The 18,175-nt window shown below is 62.6% G+C and carries 21 protein-coding genes; 8 read left to right on the top strand and 13 right to left on the bottom strand.

Annotated features, from left to right (window positions below):
• Positions 1–26: 26 nt before the first annotated feature.
• From ACFFF7_RS08315 to copC, 8 genes are all read right to left on the bottom strand, one after another.
• Positions 27–296 carry a hypothetical protein gene (locus ACFFF7_RS08315; RefSeq protein WP_379480900.1) on the bottom strand — a complete coding sequence of 90 codons (270 nt, stop codon included), beginning with the start codon at positions 294–296 and terminating at the stop codon, positions 27–29.
• A gap of 70 nt (positions 297–366) precedes the next feature.
• Positions 367–753, bottom strand: a complete 387-nt coding sequence (locus ACFFF7_RS08310) for a hypothetical protein (RefSeq protein ID WP_379480899.1) — start codon at positions 751–753, stop codon at positions 367–369.
• Between the two features lie 31 nt (positions 754–784).
• Entirely contained in the window at positions 785–1,216 is a 432-nt protein-coding gene (gene cueR, locus ACFFF7_RS08305) for a Cu(I)-responsive transcriptional regulator (RefSeq protein ID WP_379480898.1), read from the bottom strand.
• Positions 1,213–1,416 carry a DUF2933 domain-containing protein gene (locus ACFFF7_RS08300; protein ID WP_379480897.1) on the bottom strand — a complete coding sequence of 68 codons (204 nt, stop codon included), beginning with the start codon at positions 1,414–1,416 and terminating at the stop codon, positions 1,213–1,215. The genes cueR and ACFFF7_RS08300 overlap by 4 nt, the downstream gene beginning before the upstream one ends.
• Positions 1,413–3,707, bottom strand: coding sequence for a heavy metal translocating P-type ATPase (locus tag ACFFF7_RS08295; protein ID WP_379480948.1), 2,295 nt, complete (start codon positions 3,705–3,707; stop codon positions 1,413–1,415). The genes ACFFF7_RS08300 and ACFFF7_RS08295 overlap by 4 nt, the downstream gene beginning before the upstream one ends.
• Before the next feature lie 172 nt (positions 3,708–3,879).
• A complete protein-coding gene (locus ACFFF7_RS08290; RefSeq protein WP_379480896.1) occupies positions 3,880–4,152 on the bottom strand; it encodes a hypothetical protein in 273 nt (90 codons plus the stop codon).
• A 96-nt stretch (positions 4,153–4,248) separates the two neighbouring features.
• Entirely contained in the window at positions 4,249–5,181 is a 933-nt protein-coding gene (copD, locus tag ACFFF7_RS08285) for a copper homeostasis membrane protein CopD (RefSeq protein WP_379480895.1), read from the bottom strand.
• A gap of 5 nt (positions 5,182–5,186) precedes the next feature.
• Positions 5,187–5,570 carry a copper homeostasis periplasmic binding protein CopC gene (gene copC, locus ACFFF7_RS08280; RefSeq protein WP_379480894.1) on the bottom strand — a complete coding sequence of 128 codons (384 nt, stop codon included), beginning with the start codon at positions 5,568–5,570 and terminating at the stop codon, positions 5,187–5,189.
• A 139-nt stretch (positions 5,571–5,709) separates the two neighbouring features.
• On the opposite strand from copC, the gene ACFFF7_RS08275 reads away from it, so the two are divergent.
• From ACFFF7_RS08275 to ACFFF7_RS08250, 6 genes are all read left to right on the top strand, one after another.
• Positions 5,710–5,988 carry a hypothetical protein gene (locus ACFFF7_RS08275; RefSeq protein WP_379480893.1) on the top strand — a complete coding sequence of 93 codons (279 nt, stop codon included), beginning with the start codon at positions 5,710–5,712 and terminating at the stop codon, positions 5,986–5,988.
• Positions 5,985–6,425 carry a Spy/CpxP family protein refolding chaperone gene (locus ACFFF7_RS08270; protein WP_379480892.1) on the top strand — a complete coding sequence of 147 codons (441 nt, stop codon included), beginning with the start codon at positions 5,985–5,987 and terminating at the stop codon, positions 6,423–6,425. Before ACFFF7_RS08275 ends, ACFFF7_RS08270 begins: the two co-directional genes overlap by 4 nt.
• A complete protein-coding gene (locus tag ACFFF7_RS08265) occupies positions 6,422–6,985 on the top strand; it encodes an RNA polymerase sigma factor (protein WP_379480891.1) in 564 nt (187 codons plus the stop codon). Before ACFFF7_RS08270 ends, ACFFF7_RS08265 begins: the two co-directional genes overlap by 4 nt.
• A gap of 69 nt (positions 6,986–7,054) precedes the next feature.
• A complete protein-coding gene (locus ACFFF7_RS08260) occupies positions 7,055–8,860 on the top strand; it encodes a copper resistance system multicopper oxidase (RefSeq protein ID WP_379480890.1) in 1,806 nt (601 codons plus the stop codon).
• Positions 8,857–10,035 carry a copper resistance protein B gene (locus tag ACFFF7_RS08255; protein ID WP_379480889.1) on the top strand — a complete coding sequence of 393 codons (1,179 nt, stop codon included), beginning with the start codon at positions 8,857–8,859 and terminating at the stop codon, positions 10,033–10,035. Before ACFFF7_RS08260 ends, ACFFF7_RS08255 begins: the two co-directional genes overlap by 4 nt.
• Complete coding sequence (locus ACFFF7_RS08250; protein ID WP_379480947.1) at positions 10,026–10,775, top strand: PepSY domain-containing protein; 750 nt, start codon at positions 10,026–10,028, stop codon at positions 10,773–10,775. The genes ACFFF7_RS08255 and ACFFF7_RS08250 overlap by 10 nt, the downstream gene beginning before the upstream one ends.
• Before the next feature lie 193 nt (positions 10,776–10,968).
• Here ACFFF7_RS08250 and ACFFF7_RS08245 read toward each other — a convergent pair whose 3' ends face one another.
• The 5 genes from ACFFF7_RS08245 to ACFFF7_RS08225 all read right to left on the bottom strand — a co-directional run bounded on the left by ACFFF7_RS08245 (position 10,969) and on the right by ACFFF7_RS08225 (position 13,872).
• On the bottom strand, positions 10,969–11,355 hold the full coding sequence (locus ACFFF7_RS08245; protein ID WP_379480888.1) for a DUF302 domain-containing protein: 387 nt from the start codon (positions 11,353–11,355) through the stop codon (positions 10,969–10,971).
• A gap of 82 nt (positions 11,356–11,437) precedes the next feature.
• Positions 11,438–11,692: an SHOCT domain-containing protein gene (locus ACFFF7_RS08240; protein ID WP_379480887.1), complete on the bottom strand. Its 255-nt coding sequence runs from the start codon at positions 11,690–11,692 to the stop codon at positions 11,438–11,440.
• On the bottom strand, positions 11,689–11,970 hold the full coding sequence (locus ACFFF7_RS08235) for a hypothetical protein (RefSeq protein WP_379480886.1): 282 nt from the start codon (positions 11,968–11,970) through the stop codon (positions 11,689–11,691). The genes ACFFF7_RS08240 and ACFFF7_RS08235 overlap by 4 nt, the downstream gene beginning before the upstream one ends.
• A gap of 296 nt (positions 11,971–12,266) precedes the next feature.
• Positions 12,267–13,463, bottom strand: coding sequence for an MFS transporter (locus ACFFF7_RS08230; protein ID WP_379480885.1), 1,197 nt, complete (start codon positions 13,461–13,463; stop codon positions 12,267–12,269).
• A complete protein-coding gene (locus tag ACFFF7_RS08225) occupies positions 13,456–13,872 on the bottom strand; it encodes a MerR family transcriptional regulator (RefSeq protein WP_379480884.1) in 417 nt (138 codons plus the stop codon). Before ACFFF7_RS08225 ends, ACFFF7_RS08230 begins: the two co-directional genes overlap by 8 nt.
• A gap of 76 nt (positions 13,873–13,948) precedes the next feature.
• Between ACFFF7_RS08225 and ACFFF7_RS08220 the strand changes: the two genes are divergently transcribed.
• Both ACFFF7_RS08220 and ACFFF7_RS08215 read left to right on the top strand, forming a co-directional pair.
• On the top strand, positions 13,949–15,925 hold the full coding sequence (locus tag ACFFF7_RS08220; RefSeq protein WP_379480883.1) for an FTR1 family protein: 1,977 nt from the start codon (positions 13,949–13,951) through the stop codon (positions 15,923–15,925).
• 15 nt (positions 15,926–15,940) lie between these two features.
• Entirely contained in the window at positions 15,941–18,124 is a 2,184-nt protein-coding gene (locus ACFFF7_RS08215; protein WP_446686285.1) for a heavy metal translocating P-type ATPase, read from the top strand.
• Positions 18,125–18,175 lie beyond the last annotated feature (51 nt).

The raw sequence follows: 18,175 nt of genomic DNA, 5'->3' as shown, positions 1-18,175 counted from the left end.
TTTTCGTTATCGGCCAGGCAATCGCCTTAGCCGGCCGATGGAGCCTTGGGCTTACCGGGCATGTCCATCATGCAATCGGCCGCGCTCATCTTCATCATGGCGCAGTTGCATTCCGCCACAGTCGTGCCGCTGTCCCTGACCCAGACGCGAGCCTGCTGCGGCAGGTTGGACTTGTTCGGTCCTGGGATTGGCCGGGACTGCCATTCCCAATGGCCGCCATTGCGGTCACTGGCCTGGGCAAGGCTGGAGGTGGCGAGAGCTGCCGCAACCGCGGCGAGCGTCAGAATCGTTTTCATGTCGAAAATCCTTGATTGAACTGCGAGGTGACGCACAGCGAACACGTGTTCGCGAGTGCGCCGCTGGGGTTCAGCCAAGGCGTGCGGGTGGATGCGGTTCCGGACTGGTTTCACGCCCGACAAGCGCTGCGACAGGCACCTGTCGCGGCGTAGATGGGCGATATACGGACGGAATGGTGCTCGAAAGCGGAGGGACCAGCGCAACGGCAACTGCACAGCCCATCTTTGCGACACAGTCTGGCGTCATGCCTTGGCACGGCTTGTCGGGCTGCGTCGTCTGCTTTGCGAGACCCATCATTTCGGCACAGTCAGCGCTCATCTGGCCCGCGCTTGCTTGGGCAGCGGCCACCGTCTGTTCGGCCTTCTCCATGGGCATGACACGCGCAAAAGCAGTTTCCTGGCCCATGAGGCCCAGCAGTGCTCCCATGAGCAGCAGCAAGGAAAACCAGCGCTTCATCAAATCCTCTTTGCAGTAGATAACTTAACAGTCAATTCGGCACACGGGTATTGTCGGTTACAGACTTGCCTACAGGTTCTGCCGCAAGCCCGGCAAGTATTGGACAATCAGGCCTTGCATCACCGCTGCACCCCTCGACCAGTTCGAGCAAAGTGCGCCGCATCGCTTCCAATGCCGCTGCCTTGCGGGCAAGATCCCTGGCATGATCGAGCGCGATGGCCTTGACCTCGCTGCTGGCCCTCGTCCGGTCGTCCCACAGGCTCAGGAGCGCGGATATCTCATCGACCGAGAAGCCAAGGTCGCGGGCATTGGCGATAAAGCGCAGGCGCTCGATCGAACGGGGCGGATAATCCCGATAGCCGTTGTCGCGCCGGTCGGGCGGCGGCATCAGACCGATGCCCTCGTAATGGCGGATCATCCGCAGCGACACACCTGTCGCCTTCGAGACCTGTCCGATGTTCATGGATGTTGCTCGTCGGGTTGATGGCGATGGCCGTGTTGATGGCCGCCGTGGAAGAAGTGCAGCAGCGGGCAGGCGAAGAGGAAGGCATAGGGCATCAGGCCGAACAGATGCTGGCGGTGTTCCGGATAGATCAGATAAACTGCGATCAGCGCGGCCGACACCGCCGCCAGAAGCCAGGCCCGTTTGCTGGAGAAGTTCATAATTCGATCCTCCTTAAGCGCAGCGAATTGCCGATCACGCTGACCGAGGACAGCGCCATCGCCGCCGCTGCGATGATCGGCGAGAGCATGAGACCGAACAGCGGATAGAGCGCGCCCGCGGCCACCGGTATGCCCGCGACATTGTAGGCAAAGGCAAAGAACAGGTTCTGCCTGATGTTGCTCATGGTTGCCCGGCTGAGACACCGGGCGCGGGCAATGCCGGTGAGATCGCCTTTGAGCAGCGTGATCCCGGCGCTTTCGATCGCGACATCGGTTCCCGAGCCCATGGCGATGCCTACGTCAGCGGCAGCAAGGGCTGGCGCGTCGTTGACTCCGTCGCCGGCCATGGCGACAATCCTGCCTTGCTCGCGCAGTCGCTTCACGATCTCGCTCTTCTGATCGGGCAGCACATCGGCCTCGATATCGGTGATGCCCAACCGGCGGGCGATTGCCTCTGCGGTGACATGATTGTCCCCGGTCAACATGATGACATGGATGCCGGCCCCACTGAGCGCCCGAAGCGCGGCAGGCGTTGTTTCCTTGACCGGATCGGCGATGCCGATGGCCCCGGCAATCTTGCCGTCGATGCCCAGGAAGATCGCGGTTGCACCTTCGCTGCGCAGACGGTCGGCCCGCTCGCTCAGTTCGGCGGTCGGGATATTCTGTTCGTCCATAAAACGGGCATTGCCGGCAATAATACGGCGGCCGTCGATCGAGCCGGTGATCCCTTTTCCAACCGGCTGATCGACCTCGCTCGGCTCGCTGATGACGAGTCTCTTCTCCTCGGCCGCCCTGACGATGGCGAGAGCCAGGGGATGCTCGCTGCTGCGTTCGAGACTGGCGGCAAGGCGCAGCACTTCGCCCGCGTCGAACCCTTCTGCAGGTTCGATCGCGACCACAGCGGGTTTGCCCTGAGTGAGCGTGCCGGTCTTGTCGACAACAAGCGTATCGACCTTTTCCATGCGCTCGAGGCTTTCCGCATTCTTGATAAGAATCCCCGCCTGCGCACCGCGTCCTACACCGACCATGATCGACATCGGGGTCGCAAGACCCAGGGCACAGGGGCAGGCGATAATCAGCACCGCGACCGCTGCAATCAGGCCATAGCCCATTGCCGGCGACGGACCGACGAGCGACCAGACGATGAAGGTCAGCACCGCGACCGCGATCACTGCCGGTACGAACCACCCCGAAACCGTATCGGCAAGCCGCTGGATTGGCGCGCGGCTGCGCTGCGCCTCTGCGACCATCTGGACGATGCGCGAGAGCATGGTGTCGCGCCCGATCTTCTCGGCGCGCATGACCAGACCGCCGGTCTGGTTGATCGTGCCGCCGATCAGCTTCGACTTTGCTTCCTTGGTTACGGGCATGGACTCGCCGGTCACCATCGATTCATCGACCGTGCCGCGGCCATCGAGAACCACGCCGTCAACCGGTACCTTCTCGCCGGGCCGGACCCGCAGCGTATCGCCGACCAGCACTTCGTCGAGCGTGACTTCCTCATCCGATCCGTCGGCACGGACCCGGCGGGCGAGTTTGGGTGAGAGATCGAGCAAGGCCCGGATCGCGCCGCTGGTCGTCTCGCGGGCGCGCAGTTCGAACAATTGGCCGAGCAGAACCAGCACGGTGATCACCGCCGCTGCCTCGAAATAGGCAGGGACCGCGCCGTGTGCGGTCCGGAACGCCATCGGGAACACTCCCGGCAGAAGCGCGGCCACCATGCTGTAGATCCAGGCCACGCCCGTTCCCATCGCGATCAGCGTGAACATGTTGAGGTGGCGGCTCTTCAGCGAGGCCCAGCCGCGTTCGAAAAACGGCCAGCCAGCCCAGAGGACGACCGGCGTCGCGAGCACCATTTGCAGCCAGTTAGACATCTGCTGGCCGATCAGACGATTGAGGCCCAGCAAGTGCCCGCCCATTTCGAGTGCGACCACCGGCAGGCTGAGGACGAGCCCGACAATGAAGCGCCGCTTCATGTCGGCATATTCCGGGGAAGGGCCATCGCTGAGCGTCGGGGTCATCGGCTCAAGCGCCATGCCGCAGATCGGGCAGGTTCCCGGACCCGGTCTCTGAACCTCGGGATGCATCGGGCAGGTCCAGATTGCACCTTCGGGCACCGGATCGGCGACCGGCGGTGCATCGCCCGCATAGCGTTCCGGATCGGCGTTGAACTTAGCGAGACAGCCCGCGCTGCAGAAGTAGTGATGCGCGCCGGCATGGGTCGCGACATGCGGCGTGGCGCTGGGATCGACGCTCATTCCGCAAACGGGATCTGTTACCGTTCCCGGCATCGAGGTTTCCGAGCGGGCGCCGTGGATGTGATCGTGATGCGACTCGGCCATGCAATGTTTTCCTTCAGTCGCCATTTCATAAACCTTGACATCATGTCAGGGTCAAGCAGCGAAACTTAGAATCGGAAACAGTCTGTTCTGCCGCCCGTCGCATCAATCATCCTGATTTTAATCACTTGCTGTCGAGCGACGACAACGCATTGTAAACGAGCGCAAAGAGGCCGCCCGCAATCAATCCGAAAGCGATCGACCAGCAGATGCCCTGGAAGAGCGCAGTCACCGATGCACCCGGTTCGCTGGTGAACAAATTGAGATACATGTGCGATGCAGGGCCGATGGGAAGAAGCGCGCCCAACCAGCACAGCGCAAAGAAGACCGCTGCGGTGATTGCGCCGGCTACAGCTACACGGACTACACCAAGTTTCATTTTCGGTTGGTCTGACATGGAACTTCTCCACCCGTTGAAATCTGAAAGACCTATTTGCATCATTCCGAAACGTCATTGACGTTCATCAACATGCGTTTGCGCAAAAGCATTGTGTCATCCTGCCGTGCCTGGCGGCTCCAGGGTTCCAAGCCAGGCGACCAATGCGAGGATCGCCAGCGCCGCCGCGCACTCCAGGATCAGGCTTCGTCTGAGATCGCGAATGGCCGGAGCTGGATCGGCAGTACCAATCACAGCACCAAGTGCAGGCGTGAGCCGCCAGCGGTTCGCACCGGCTAGCGCCAGCATCGCAGTGAACAGGCCAAGCTTGGCGAGCAGCAACTGCCCGTAGAGTGATGCGAGCAATCGGGATGGACTGGGCAATCCCAGCAAGATCAGGCTGTTGATCAAGCCGGTTGCGACGATCAGTCCTACCGCGAGCGTGCCTACGTGCGAAAACTGCTCAAGCGCCCGGTGTGCCACTGACAACCGCTCGCTGGTCTGTCGCCCGAATGGCCGGAACAGCATCCACGAAAAGGCAGCAATGCCGCCGATCCAGACCGCAGCCGCCAGCATGTGGATGATGTCGCTTAGCCGGTGGATGGTTCCGGTCCAGCCTTCGGTCGCCCCGGCGTGGCCGGTCCAGACTAGCGTGGCGATAGCAAGTGCGCTCGATGTGAGCAGGGCAACGCGCGCCGCGGACGGACGGCGATCGAGCGCACTGGCGGCCAGCACGGCAATGGCCATCGCCACCATACGAACGATCCAGGCCGTGCCAATCGCGCTCTCGCCGATGATCTCGCGCAGGACTTCGCCGTCGAGCGCCCAGAGGCTCGAACCCGTCATCGAGGCGGCGAGCGCAAGCATGCCCAAACCGGACAGCATCAGCCCAATCAACGAAAGGACAATCGCGGGTCTGGACAGGCGTAGAATGGCCGAGGTCCGCTCCTGGGCTGAAAGGGCGTAGAGCGAGAACGCAACCATGCCCGCCAGCGCCATCAGGTCGGCGTAAAGCGCGAACCGGATGACGATGACGGGCAGGTTGTCCATGGGCCTTAGCGCACGGTGAAGCTGAAAGTGCCGCTCATGCGATGGGTATCCGTGCCCGCGGCGGTCCAGGACACCTGATAGGTGCCGGCCGTCAGCGGACGCCTCAGCAGCAGCGTCATCGACTTGCGGTCCTTGCCCATCTGCGCGGCGAAGCCGGTAATCGCCATCGGCGCATGGCTGGCCATGCCGGGCATCCCGGTCATCGCGATCGTGGCGCGCGCGGTGGCACCGATGACCGCCTCGTTGAAGCGCAGTTCGATCTTGGTCGGCGCGGCGACCGTGGCATTGGCTGCGGGGCTCGACGCTACGAGCTGGGTGTGCGCGGCAGCGATCTGTGGGGCGGCGAGGCCCAGCGCTGCGACGGCGAGGGCAAAACGGGGGATGCGCATCTACAATCTCCTTGGGTCTGCGTGTTATCGGGAAATACGCAGCCCACCGCGCGGCCCCTTGGAATTTTCTCACGAGGATTTTCCTGAGGGATCGCGCCTGCCCCCGCGTATAGGGAGCCAGTACATAGGGAGATTGCTCGTGCCCGATATTGATCAGGCGCTTTACCGCCTGGGCGCATTGCCGGTCCCATCCGGGCTGGCCGAGATCGACGACGCCGTATTTGCTGGCCTTGCGCGCAGCCGGCGAGAGGCGGCAGCATCACCGCGCTTGATGGGCTTCGCCCTGGCCCTTGCGCTGGTCGTGGGCTTTGCGGGTGGCGGCCTCTCCGGCGGCGAGCCGGCCATCGCGCAGCCGATGTCGCCATTTGCGCCCGACAATCCCCTGGCCCCCTCAACCCTGCTGGATGTCCATCCATGAGTTGGGGCAAGCGCCTGGTACTGATCGCGCTTGTCGCCTTTGCGGCGGCGATGGGCGGCACCTATGCGGGCCGCGCGCTCCTTGCACCGGAAAAGCAGACCGAAACCGAGCTGCATGCCCTGCTGCACAAGGAACTGAGCCTCGATGCAGCGCAGCACGCGAAGATCGAGGCAATAGAGCAGCGCTTTGCGACACGCCGAAAGGCGCTCGAACTCGAGATGCGCGCGGCGAACGCCCACCTTGCCGACGCGATGCAGGCTGAACACGGTTACGGCCCCGAAGTGACTGCCGCGATCGATCACACGCACATGGTCATGGGCGAGATGCAGAAGGAAACGCTCGAGCATCTATTCGCCATGCGCGCCGTGCTCAGGCCCGATCAGGCGGCAAAATTCGACAGGACCGTTACCAGGGCCCTGACTCCAGAAGCACGGTGAGTTTGCAGCTATCCGATGGCAGCGACGCGGAACTCGCGGCGCTGGCGCTTGGCGGCAGGCAAGATGCCTATCGCGAGTTGCTCGCGCGGCACCGCGAACCCGTGTTCCGTTTGGTTCGCGCGACCACCAGCGATCCGCACGAGGCGCTCGACATTACCCAGGAAACCTTCGTCGCGGCCTTTGCATCCCTCGCGCGCTACGATCACGAGCGCCCGTTTTCGGTTTGGGTCAGACAGATCGCGCTCAACAAATGCCGCGATTGGGCGCGGCGGCGAAGGGTCCGTTCCTTTTTCACCCGTGCAGCACCCCTGGAAGAGGCGTTCGATGTGGCGGGCGATGCGGTTCCTGCCGATGTGCAAGCCGCCCACCGGGCCGAACTGGCGCGTGTGACCGGCGCCATGGCACGGTTGCCCGCGCGGTTACGCGAAGCCCTGGTGCTGAGAACGGTCGATGGTCTCAGTCAGGCCGAAGCGGCCGAAGTGCTTGCGGTCAGCGAGAAGACCATCGAAACTAGGCTCTACCGCGCCCGCACTAAATTGAAGGCGATGCTCGGCGACTAGTTTTTGAGGGGCAAGGTCCGGCGCTGCGTATGAGGCTCTGACAGTCTCCAACTTCACCCGGTAACCCCTATGCCATCAATCTCCCTCGATCGACGCACCCTGATCCGTTCCGCTGCCTGGGGGTGCGGGGGAATTGCCTTGTCGGCAGCGCTGCCCGCCTGGGCACGTAGCGGCACGATGGGAATCGGTTCGGGATCCGAGGTGCTGAGCGGCGAGAGCATCGCGCTCACAATCGGACACTCACCTTTCACCGTCGGCGGCAAAGAAGGTCATGCCGTCACCATAAACGGAACCCTGCCTGGACCGATCATTCGCCTGAAGGAAGGCCAGCGGGTACGGCTCGCCGTTACCAATACCCTCCAGGAAGACTCCTCGATCCATTGGCACGGAGTTCTGCTTCCCTTCCAGATGGATGGGGTCCCGGGCGTGAGCTTCCCCGGAATCAAGCCGGGTGAAACCTACAATTATGAGTTCGAGGTCAAGCAATCGGGCACCTATTGGTATCACAGCCATTCCGGGATGCAGGAGGCGATGGGTCAATATGGCGCGATCGTCATCGATCCGGCCGGGCCCGAACCCGTCGCTTACGAGCGCGAGCATGTTGTCGTGCTGTCCGACTGGAGTTTCATGCATCCGATGGAGCAGATGCGGAAGCTGAAGGCGATGGGCGGCTACTTCAACATGCAGAAGCAGACGCTGGCCAGCTTGCTGGCCGGCAAGGACCAGTCCGCCGCGGAGCGCACAATGTGGGCCGGGATGCGGATGGATCCGACCGACATTTCCGATGTGTCGGGCTCTATCTACACCTATTTGATCAACGGGCACGGCAGCCAGGAGAACTGGACCGGTCTGTTCATTCCTGGCGAACGGGTGCGACTGCGCATCATCAACGCGTCGGCGATGACCAATTTCAACGTCCGGATCCCCGGATTGCCGATGACCGTGGTAGCGGCCGATGGCCAGAACGTGGTTCCGGTCGAGACCGATGAGTTCCAGATCGCCATTGCCGAGACCTATGATGTAATCGTCAAGATGCCGCCAGCAACCGACACAGCCTATGGACTGATTGCGGAGGCCATCGACCGATCGGGCCAGTGCCGCGCCACGCTTGCTCCGCGCCCAGGCATGGTCGCGGCGGTGCCTCCCCTCCGCGAACGTCCGCTCCTGACCATGAAGGACATGGGAATGGGCGATATGGACATGTCTGGTGGCGGGGGACACTCCGGACACGGGTCGGCTGCTCCAGCGAAGGAGCCGATGCCTGGAATGGATATGCCGGGCGGTGGCGCCATGGCCGGTATGGACATGAGCGGGGGATCGATGAAGATGCGCGATCCGTCGGTCGCGCCCCAGGTCAAGATGGGGCCGGGCGTGGCGACACTCGCGCCGATGCCGACGGACCGCACCGGCGAACGTCCGACCGGTCTCGAGACGGCCGAACACCGCGTCCTGACCTATCGCGATCTCAAGTCGCTCACACCCAACACCGACACCCGCAAGCCTTCGCGTGAGATGGACCTGCACCTGACCGCGAATATGGAACGCTATATGTGGTCGTTCGACGGCGTGAAATTCAGCGACGGCGTCGATCCCATACCCTTCCGCTATAACGAGCGCGTGCGCGTCAATCTCATCAACGACACGATGATGCCGCACCCTATCCACATTCACGGACATTTCTTCGAAGTGGTGACAGGCGATCCCGGTCGTCATCCGGTCAAGCATACGGTCAATGTTCTGCCCGGCGGCAAGGTGTCGTTCGACCTGACTGCCGACGCACTCGGTGACTGGGCGTTCCACTGCCACATGCTGCATCACATGATGGCAGGGATGTTTCGCGTCGTAACGGTGCGCAAAGACGAGGATGCGGCATGAAATTCCTCCTCGCCAGCGCCGCCGCCATTGCCATTGCGTCACCTGCTGCCGCTCAGATGGACATGAACATGCCGGGAATGCAGATGCCCGCCAGGCCTGTGGCCAAGCCAAAGCCTGTCCTCAGCCGCAGGCCGGCGGTGAAGCCTAAACCCGCACCGAGGAAGCGAGCTGCCACGCCAAGGCGGGCAAGACCGGCTGCGCCCGCGCCAGGGCCCGTTCCCAAGCCGGCGGCAAGCGCAGATACCATGCCGGGCATGGACATGTCTCCGGCAGCGCCCGCACCAGGAACAACACCTGCATCCGAACCCAGCATGTCGTTGATGCCCGGCATGGAGATGGCAACACCCAGTTCACCCGGCGGAGCCGACCCGCATGCGGACCATGAAATGTCGGGGATGACCGGAATGCCGGGCATGGAGACGCCGGACAGCGAGGTCGGCGATGCGCCCGCCCCGCCTCCGCCTGCAGATCACGCCGCCGATGCGGTGTTCGGTGCGGGCCAGATGGCCGGACCGCGCAAAATGCTGAGGCATGAAAATGGCGGAATGCCCGCCTATAGCGTCTCCTTCAATCTGGCCGAATTCCGCGTGCAGAAGGGCAAGGATGCCTATCGCTGGGATGGCGAAGGCTGGTTTGGAGGCGACATCGATCGTCTTGTCGTCAAGTCAGAGGGCGAGGGCGAATTTCGCGGCGGTATCGAAAGCGCCGAGGTTCAGGCGCTCTACTCGCGCGCGATAGATCCGTGGTTCAATTTGCAGGCCGGTGTCCGACAGGACTTCAGGCCAGGACCGGCGCGCACCTACGCGACGATCGGCATCGAAGGGATCGCTCCCTACTGGTTCGAGGTCGAGGGAGCACTGTTCCTCTCCGACAAGGGCGATCTGCTCGGACGGCTCGAAGGCTATTACGACCAACGCATCACCCAGAAACTGATTCTGCAACCACGGGCCGAACTCAACTTTGCTGCCCAGAACGTCCCGGCCAACGGCATCGGCTCGGGCCTTTCCGATGCCGAACTCGGGCTCCGTTTGCGTTACGAGATCAAGCGCGAGTTTGCGCCTTATATTGGCGTGTCCTGGGAGCGGAAAGTCGGCGACAGCGCCCGTTTTGCTCGCGCTCGCGGCGATCGGGTTGAGTCAACCAGCCTGGTCGTAGGCATAAGGACCTGGTTCTGAGCTCCCGCCGCCACCGCCTGCATCTGTTCGCTAGCCGTGTACACAAATGGCTGGCGCTGTTCATCGGCGCACAACTGCTTATCTGGTTTGCCAGCGGAGCGCTGATGAGCTTCCTGCCAATCGACAAGGTGCGCGGTGAACATCTGGTAAGCCGAGAGGCGGACCCACCGATTCCCTCAGGACTCCACCTGATCTCGCCTGACAAAGTCCTCGCGCAAGCCGGAGCTCCGGTTGTAGCCGTGACCTGGCGCGTGCTCGACAACAATCCGGTCGCAGAAGTGACGACGACGCGGGGCATCCGGCTTTACGATGCAACCGATGGCAAGCCGTTGCCGCCGATCGATGCCGCGACAGCAACACGGATTGCCGAAAGCGCATGGAAATCGGCTCAAAAGCCAGGCTCAGCGGCCAGCCGCGTTACCGAAGAAAGCCCTGAATACCGCGCGGCGCTGCCCGCATGGCGAGTCGCATTTGCCGACCCGGACCGGACCAGCGTTTTTGTTGCCGCTGATACTGGGCGGATCACTGCCGTTCGCACCGAGACATGGCGACTATACGACTTCTTCTGGAGCCTCCACATCATGGACTGGAAGAACCACGAGAATTTCAATACGCCGTGGATGTTGGCATTTGCCATCGGCGGTTTGCTCTTTGGGCTGGCAGGTACGGTGCTGTTGTTCATGCGTTGGCCAATTCGGCGCAAACGTGCGGCAAAGGTGTTGGGTCCCATCAAACTCTAGACCGGGAACATTGCTCGAATGGGGCTACTGGCGCGGTCGAGATTCTGTGAGATTCGACAGTTAAGTTCGGACCCATTTGGGATTTCTCTCCGAGCTCGTTCGCTCCACTGACATGACGCTGCGCAACCGTGTCCTGTAGCTGTCCGCGCAGGCGTCTCCAGGCGACGGCGAGTGGCTTGAACGAACCGCTGGCTCAGAGACTTTCAATCGCCCTCTTCAGCCTCTCACGCACCTGTTCGGCGGCGAGCTTAAGCGTCGGATTGCCGATGGCCATCATCGAGGCGACCGGATCGATCGCCGCGATTTCGACCTTGCCGCTACCGAGATCCTGAACGACGACGTTGCATGGCAGCATTGTCCCAACCTTATCCTCGATCTGGAGCGCCTCATGCGCCAATTGCGGATTGCAGGCACCAAGGATGCGATAATCTCGAAAATCGACGCCGATCTTGTTCTTGAAAGTCTCCCTGACGTCGATCTGGGTGATGATGCCGAAGCCTTGCAGTTTCAGCGCCTCGGTCGCGCGTCGCAGCGCACTCTCGAAATTCGTCTCCAGCGTCGTGGCGAAATAATAGCTCATCGTGTTCTCCCTACTGCTCACCATTCAGGGTGTGCTCGACAGGAAATCGGCGACCATTACGATCACCAGAGCCCCAAAATGCCTAGCCCCCGAGATCGGCTTTCTTCTGCAGATATTCTTCCCGATCGATTTCTCCGCCGGCGTAGCGCCGTTCGAGCACATCGAATCCTGGTTTGGTGCCAGCGTCCCCGGCATTCGGGCGAGGTTTCAAACCCAGGCGGAAGAGGGCGACGATTCCGGCAATCGCCAACAGAAACAGCAGCAGGGAGAAGATGCCGTGAAACATCATCCAGTTCCCCCAGCCCGCATTCTGGCAGGCGCCGTTCGCCCACGTCATGGCACTTGCTGCCAGTAACCGGTGTGGCGGTTGACCGCGAACCGCTGCACAAGCGCTTCCTTGTCCACCGTCACGATCTCGGCGGTAATCGTGTCGTCGTTGGTCGCCACGATCCGGCCGGGCTTGAGACGCGGATTGCCCATCATCGCAATCGAGCGCTCCACGGAGCCCCTGACATCGTCGACCGATAGGTTGAGATTAGCTTGCGGCTGACCATACCAGCCCATCATGCCGCCACCCATCATCGGCATCATGCCACCACCCATCATGGGCATCATGCCGCCTCCCATCATACCAGGTCCCATCATTGGCCCCATCATCCCAGGGGCCATGGGGCACGGACCTGTCGCAGGGGCCGTCTGGGCAATGGCAACGCTCGCCAGAAGCGCCGAACCCGTGGCAATCGCAAGGCCGATCCGGCCAATCTTTCCAACTCGAGGCATGATATTGCCTCCTCGGCCAGGACTCACCGAATTTGGCGGTCCTTCACACATTCGTGCCTTACGGAAGCTGGAGGAACATGCATTGACGGCGATCAAATTGCCGCCACCGTGCCATGGCTTTGATGCAAGGATTAGGTGCCGGGAGACTGCCGCAGCTTCTTGCCGGGCTTCGGTCTGCTCAGCAGAAGCGCGAATGCGGCAATCGTCGCGAAGGCAGCGCCTGCCAGGAACGTCGAGCGCGCGCCAGCCACGTCCCAAAACAATCCTGCAAGGACACTCGCTGCAAGCATGGCCACGCCGCTCGAAAGGTTGAACAGGCCGAACGCCGAACCGCGCAGTTCACTCGGCGCTCGATCGGCGACGAGCTTTGCCATCAGCCCCTGGGTCAAGGCCATGTGCAACCCCCAGAACGCGATCCCGGTGAATGCACCGACCAGTCCGGGCCACAGTGCCAGGGCAAGATCGGCGAGGATCAGGGATGCCAGGCCCCACGCCAGCAGCAAGTGCGCGGGATATTTGTCGGAGGCGATCCCGGCGGGGTAGGCGCCGAGAGCATAGACCACATTCATGATGACGAGCACGGCAGGCGCAAAGGTCAGCGGCAAGCCCTCGCCGGACGCCCTGAGGATGAGAAAGGCTTCGCTGAACCGGGCAAGCGCGAATACCACGCCGATCGCCACTACAATCCAGAATGGGCGGTCAAGCCGCTTGAGATCGGCGAACGCGATCGGCGGCCGTGTCGGGCTTTGCTGTTCATGATTGCGAGGCTCTTCGACGCCAAAGATCACGCACAGCACGGCAAGAATTGCCGGAATGACGGCAATCCAGAACACCTGGCGCATGTCGTCGGCAAAAGCCGCCATCAGAACCATGGCCAAAAGCGGGCCGGCGAAGGCCCCGACCGTATCGAGCGACTGGCGCAGTCCGAAGGCCCGCCCGCGAATGGCTTGCGGCGTGACATCGGCAACCAGCGCATCGCGCGGGGCGCCGCGCAAACCCTTGCCGATCCTGTCTGCAAACCGTGCGCCAAGCACCACTGGCGCGGAACCAGCCAGGGCGAACAGTGGCTTGCTCAAGGCGCCGAGCCCATAGCCCAGCAGGATCAGCGGCTTGCGCCGCCCGAACCGGTCCGACACATAGCCAGAGAACACCTTGCTGATCGAGGCGGTCGCCTCCGCGATTCCATCGATCAGCCCTACCATGGCGACGCTTACACCGAGGGTCGTCGTGAGGAACAGCGGCAGCAGTGCGTGGATGATCTCGGACGACAGGTCCATGAACAGGCTGACAATGCCGAGTGCCCAGACGGTTCTGGGAATCCTATTCATGGGTGCGCGGGGCAAGCGTTTCGATGATCTTGCAATCGGCGACCGTCCCGTGGCTGCAGGAGCCGATGACGCGGTCGAGCTCGGTGCGTAGCGCCGAGAGATCGGCAATCTTGCGATCAATTTCCGCCAGATGGACGCGTGCAATCCGGTCAATCGCTTCGCAGGGCTGGTTTGCATCGTCGGCCAGGGTGAGCAGTTCGCGCACGGCATCGAGTGGGAAGCCCAGGTTCCGGCTCTGGCGAATGAATGCCAATCGCTTCGTATCGGCGTCACGATAGACGCGCCGTCCCGACGCCGTGCGCTCCGCCTGGGGCAGCAATCCACTCTCTTCATAGAAGCGGATCGTATTGACCTTGGTTCCGGTCTGCCGGGCCAGGTCGCCGATCGCCAAATGCGCCGCCTCTGCCATTTCCAAACTCCATGTTGCGATTGATTCGCAAGAAACTGCTTGCTCCTACAGTAACTGGAGGTTGTATCGGGAGTCCATGACCAATCCCGAATCACAGAATTCCGCGAAAAATCTGGCTGTTGCAGCGATCGGCAGACTTCTGGCCGTACTGGCCTTTCTGGCAATGGTCCTTGGATTGGCAACGCCGGCTCTAGCCGGTGCGAGCGACGACGATGTGCAGACGGCGTGGCGGCTGCTCGATTATGTCGCGGTCGATTACCGGGGTGCGGTTACCGACGGACAGGTCAAGAGCGCCCAGGAATATGCGGAGATGACCGAGTTTTCGGCGGCGGTCGAAACCAAGATTACCGCACTTCCAGCGTCCACCAATCGTGCCTCGCTCGTTGCTGAAGCCAAGGCGTTCCGGGCAATGGTTGCCGCGAAGGCCGCGCCCGACGATGTCGCCAAGGCAGCACGGACGCTGGCCGGCCATCTGCTTGGCGCCTATCCCGTTCCGCTTGCCCCTAACAAAGCTCCCGACCTGGCGCGCGGGGCGGGGCTCTACGCCCAGAATTGCGCGGGCTGTCATGGTCTCAACGGCGATGGCCACGGCCCCGATGCCGCCAAGCTCAATCCTCCACCAGTCGCCTTCCGCGACGCAGGCCGCGCCCGCGAACGCAGTCCATTCGCCTTGTATCAGGTGATCGGTCAGGGGCTGGGCGGCACCGCGATGCGCAGCTTTTCGGAATTGCCCTCTCAGGACCGCTGGGCATTGGCCTTCTATGTCAGCCGGTTTGCATTTGCGGACAGCGACGATGGGGAACGGCTTTGGAAGACCGATGCTGCCTTGAGGAGCCGAATTCCCAACCTGGCCGCGCTTGCGGGCTTGACCCCGGCGGCGCTTGGGCGGGAGATCGGGCAGGACAAGGCCGAGAAGGTCCTGGCCTATTTGCGCGCGCATCCCGAAGCCGTGACGGAAGTCAGGGCTGGATCGCTGAGCCTGGCCCATGACAAGTTGCAGGCGAGCCTTGCAGCCTATGAAGCAGGCGACCGGGAAGGGGCCAAGAAGCTGGCGCTTTCCGCCTATCTCGACGGATTCGAGCCGGTCGAACCTGCTCTGGCGGCGCGCGATGCGACATTGATGGGCAGGATCGAAGCCGAGATGGGCAATCTGCGCGCGATGATCGGTCGCGGTGAGCCTGTTGCCGCCATCAAGGATCAGGTCGCCGTCCTCGATACGCTGTTCAGCGATGCCGAAGAAGTTCTGTCGCCCGGCGCATCCAGCACGGCATCCACCTTCATTGGTGCCTTCACGATCCTCCTGCGCGAAGGCCTGGAGGCGCTGCTGATTGTCGTTGCGATGATCGCGTTCCTGCGAAAGGCCGATCGCGGCGAAATGGTTCGTCATGTTCATGGCGGATGGGTGGCTGCGCTGGCGGCCGGCGGCGTCACCTGGGCCGTCGCCACCTTCTTCATTGGCGTCAGCGGCGCGAGCCGGGAACTGACCGAAGGGTTCGGCTCCTTGTTCGCAGCCGTCGTATTGCTGTCCGTCGGCATCTGGATGCACGGTAAGTCGCAGGCAGGTGAATGGCAGCGCTATATCAACGAGACGCTGGGCAAAGCCTTGTCGCGCAGTTCGGCCTGGTTTCTGTTCGGCCTCGCCTTCATCGTCGTTTACCGCGAAGTGTTCGAGACGATCCTGTTCTATGCCGCGCTCACTGCGCAGGGGAACGGGGCCGTCATTCTCGCCGGCGCGGGCTCCGCCGTTTTCCTGCTTGGGGTCATAGCCTGGGTGATGCTGCGCTTCAGCGCCAAACTTCCGGTCAGCGAGTTCTTCAAATATAGCTCCGCGCTCATAGCCGTTCTTGCGGTCGTGCTGGCGGGCAAGGGTGTCGCCGCCCTGCAGGAAGCCGGGATGATCGACATCGCACCGCTTGCCCAGATCCCGCGCATTCCGGTGCTGGGCCTGTTCCCGACCTGGGAGTCGGTGGGGGCACAGCTGTTGACCGTGGCGGTCGTGGCCGTGGGTGCCTGGTACAATGGCAGACTGGCAAGCAAGTCGGCGACAGCGTGAACGGGAAAGCAGGCCATGGCTGACCATTGCTGTGAAACAACGCCGGCACCGGATTTAGCCGTCCCACTTCCAAATGGTGTGGCCGCGGCCGTGCCGAACGGCAGCCGTCTTACCCGGCTCCGGATCGCACAGATGGATTGTCCGACCGAGGAAGCACTCATCCGCAAGAAGCTGGGCGGAATGGAAGAGGTTCACTCGCTCGACTTCAACCTGATGCAGCGGGTGCTGTCCGTCGTTCACGTGGCCGACGCGCTCCCGGCAATTCAGGCTGCAATCCGCGAACTCGGTATGGATTCCGAGAATGTCGATGGCGCGGCCGATAAGGCGCCGGACAGCCCGGAGGCGGCCAAACCGTGGTGGCCGCTGGCCCTTGGCGGCTGCGCTGCGCTGATTGCCGAAATTATCCATTGGGCTGGATTGCCCGAATGGGCGGCGGCACTTCTGGCCTTGTCGGCGATCGCGGTCAGCGGGATCGATACCTACCGAAGGGGCTGGATCGCGCTCCGGAACGGCAATCTCAACATCAATGCGCTGATGAGCATTGCGGTAACGGGCGCGCTGGTGCTGCGGCAGTGGCCCGAAGCCGCCATGGTCATGGTCCTGTTCTCGATTGCCGAACTGATCGAGGCGCAATCGCTCGATCGTGCCCGCAATGCCATTCGCAGTCTGGTTCAGCTTGCGCCCGAGCATGCCACTGTGCGGCAGCCGGACGGTTCCTGGATCGATCGGCCCGCCGTCGATGTCGGCATCGGCGATGTCGTTCGGATCAAACCCGGCCAGCGCGTCGCGCTCGATGGCACTGTTGCCAGCGGCCATTCGACCGTCAACCAGGCGGCGATTACCGGGGAGAGCATGCCCGTCGAAAAGGTGCCAGGCGATCCGGTGTTCGCGGGCACCCTGAACGAGTCCGGGTCATTCGAATATGCGGTCACCGCCGACACCGGGCATTCGACGCTCTCGCGGATCATCCAGGCCGTCGAATCCGCACAAGGCGCGCGGGCTCCGACGCAGCGCTTCGTCGATGGGTTCGCACGGATATATACGCCCGTCGTTTTTCTGTTCGCGGTGGCAATCGCCATCGTTCCGCCCCTTACGCTTGGCGCAAGCTGGCATGACTGGGTGTACAAGGCGCTGGTCCTGCTGGTCATAGCCTGTCCCTGCGCGCTGGTGATCTCCACACCGGTCACGATTGTCAGCGGTCTGGCGGCGGCAGCGCGTCACGGCATCCTGATCAAGGGCGGCGTCTATCTTGAACAAGGCCACAAGCTCGCTCTGCTCGCCGTCGACAAGACGGGGACCATCACCCACGGCAAGCCGGCGCTGACCGACACGATGCAACTCGAACAGGTGGACGGCGTCGACAGCCTTAGCATTGCCACGAGCCTGGCCGCGCGTTCCGACCATCCAGTCTCGTTTGCGATTGCTGAAGCCGGCCGCAAGACCGGCATGGCGCTACTTGACGTGACCGGCTTTGCCGCCCTGGCGGGTCGCGGCGTCAAAGGCACGGTCGACGGAGTGGAGTATCTGCTCGGCAACCACCGGTTGATCCACGAGACCGGTGTCTGTTCACCAGGGATTGAAGCGCAGCTGGTTGCGCTGGAGCAGCAGGGCAAGACAGTCATCGTTCTGACCGACGGAAAGCGGCCGCTGATTCTATTCGCCGTCGCCGACACGATCAAGGACAGCAGCCGCATCGCCATTCAGTCATTGCACGACCTTGGAATCAGGGCGGTCATGCTCACCGGCGATAACGCGCGAACCGCTGCCGCAATCGCTCAGCAGGTCGGGATCGACGAGGCGCTCGGCGATCAGCTTCCGGAGGACAAGCTCCACGCGATCGAGGGCTATATCCGCGAGGGCCGGTTTGTCGGCATGGTCGGGGACGGCATCAACGACGCGCCTGCGCTCGCGCGCGCCGATATCGGTTTTGCGATGGGTGCAGCCGGTTCGGATACGGCCATAGAGACCGCTGACGTTGCCTTGATGGACGACGATCTGGGCAAGATCGCCCGCTTTGTGCAGCTGTCGCGCACGACCCGGACGGTGCTGATCCAGAACATCACCTTGGCGCTCGGCATCAAGGCGGTCTTTCTGGGACTGACGATGGTCGGCTACGGAACCATGTGGATGGCAGTGTTCGCCGACATGGGAGCCAGCATTCTTGTCGTCGGCAATGGCCTCAGGCTGGTCCGTCAATAATGCGAACTGTCGCACCGCTCCCGGCTTGGCCACCTGAGACAGCGGAACAGC

It is taken from the genome of Novosphingobium aquiterrae (genome assembly GCF_042434435.1).
GTDB lineage: Bacteria > Pseudomonadota > Alphaproteobacteria > Sphingomonadales > Sphingomonadaceae > Novosphingobium > Novosphingobium aquiterrae.
Note: the sequence above shows the minus strand (reverse complement) of the source record. Positions and strands in the feature narration are given on the sequence as shown.

Bases quoted from the DNA above. Each gene is read 5' to 3' on its own strand.
- ACFFF7_RS08315 (WP_379480900.1), bottom strand. From the start codon at position 296: ATGAAAACGATTCTGACGCTCGCCGCGGTTGCGGCAGCTCTCGCCACC.
- ACFFF7_RS08310 (WP_379480899.1), bottom strand. From the start codon at position 753: ATGAAGCGCTGGTTTTCCTTGCTGCTGCTCATGGGAGCACTGCTGGGC.
- cueR (WP_379480898.1), bottom strand. From the start codon at position 1,216: ATGAACATCGGACAGGTCTCGAAGGCGACAGGTGTGTCGCTGCGGATG.
- ACFFF7_RS08300 (WP_379480897.1), bottom strand. From the start codon at position 1,416: ATGAACTTCTCCAGCAAACGGGCCTGGCTTCTGGCGGCGGTGTCGGCC.
- ACFFF7_RS08295 (WP_379480948.1), bottom strand. From the start codon at position 3,707: ATGCCGGGAACGGTAACAGATCCCGTTTGCGGAATGAGCGTCGATCCC.
- ACFFF7_RS08290 (WP_379480896.1), bottom strand. From the start codon at position 4,152: ATGTCAGACCAACCGAAAATGAAACTTGGTGTAGTCCGTGTAGCTGTA.
- copD (WP_379480895.1), bottom strand. From the start codon at position 5,181: ATGGACAACCTGCCCGTCATCGTCATCCGGTTCGCGCTTTACGCCGAC.
- copC (WP_379480894.1), bottom strand. From the start codon at position 5,570: ATGCGCATCCCCCGTTTTGCCCTCGCCGTCGCAGCGCTGGGCCTCGCC.
- ACFFF7_RS08270 (WP_379480892.1), top strand. From the start codon at position 5,985: ATGAGTTGGGGCAAGCGCCTGGTACTGATCGCGCTTGTCGCCTTTGCG.
- ACFFF7_RS08260 (WP_379480890.1), top strand. From the start codon at position 7,055: ATGCCATCAATCTCCCTCGATCGACGCACCCTGATCCGTTCCGCTGCC.
- ACFFF7_RS08255 (WP_379480889.1), top strand. From the start codon at position 8,857: ATGAAATTCCTCCTCGCCAGCGCCGCCGCCATTGCCATTGCGTCACCT.
- ACFFF7_RS08245 (WP_379480888.1), bottom strand. From the start codon at position 11,355: ATGAGCTATTATTTCGCCACGACGCTGGAGACGAATTTCGAGAGTGCG.
- ACFFF7_RS08240 (WP_379480887.1), bottom strand. From the start codon at position 11,692: ATGACGTGGGCGAACGGCGCCTGCCAGAATGCGGGCTGGGGGAACTGG.
- ACFFF7_RS08235 (WP_379480886.1), bottom strand. From the start codon at position 11,970: ATGATGCCCATGATGGGTGGTGGCATGATGCCGATGATGGGTGGCGGC.
- ACFFF7_RS08230 (WP_379480885.1), bottom strand. From the start codon at position 13,463: ATGAATAGGATTCCCAGAACCGTCTGGGCACTCGGCATTGTCAGCCTG.
- ACFFF7_RS08225 (WP_379480884.1), bottom strand. From the start codon at position 13,872: ATGGCAGAGGCGGCGCATTTGGCGATCGGCGACCTGGCCCGGCAGACC.
- ACFFF7_RS08220 (WP_379480883.1), top strand. From the start codon at position 13,949: ATGACCAATCCCGAATCACAGAATTCCGCGAAAAATCTGGCTGTTGCA.
- ACFFF7_RS08215 (WP_446686285.1), top strand. From the start codon at position 15,941: ATGGCTGACCATTGCTGTGAAACAACGCCGGCACCGGATTTAGCCGTC.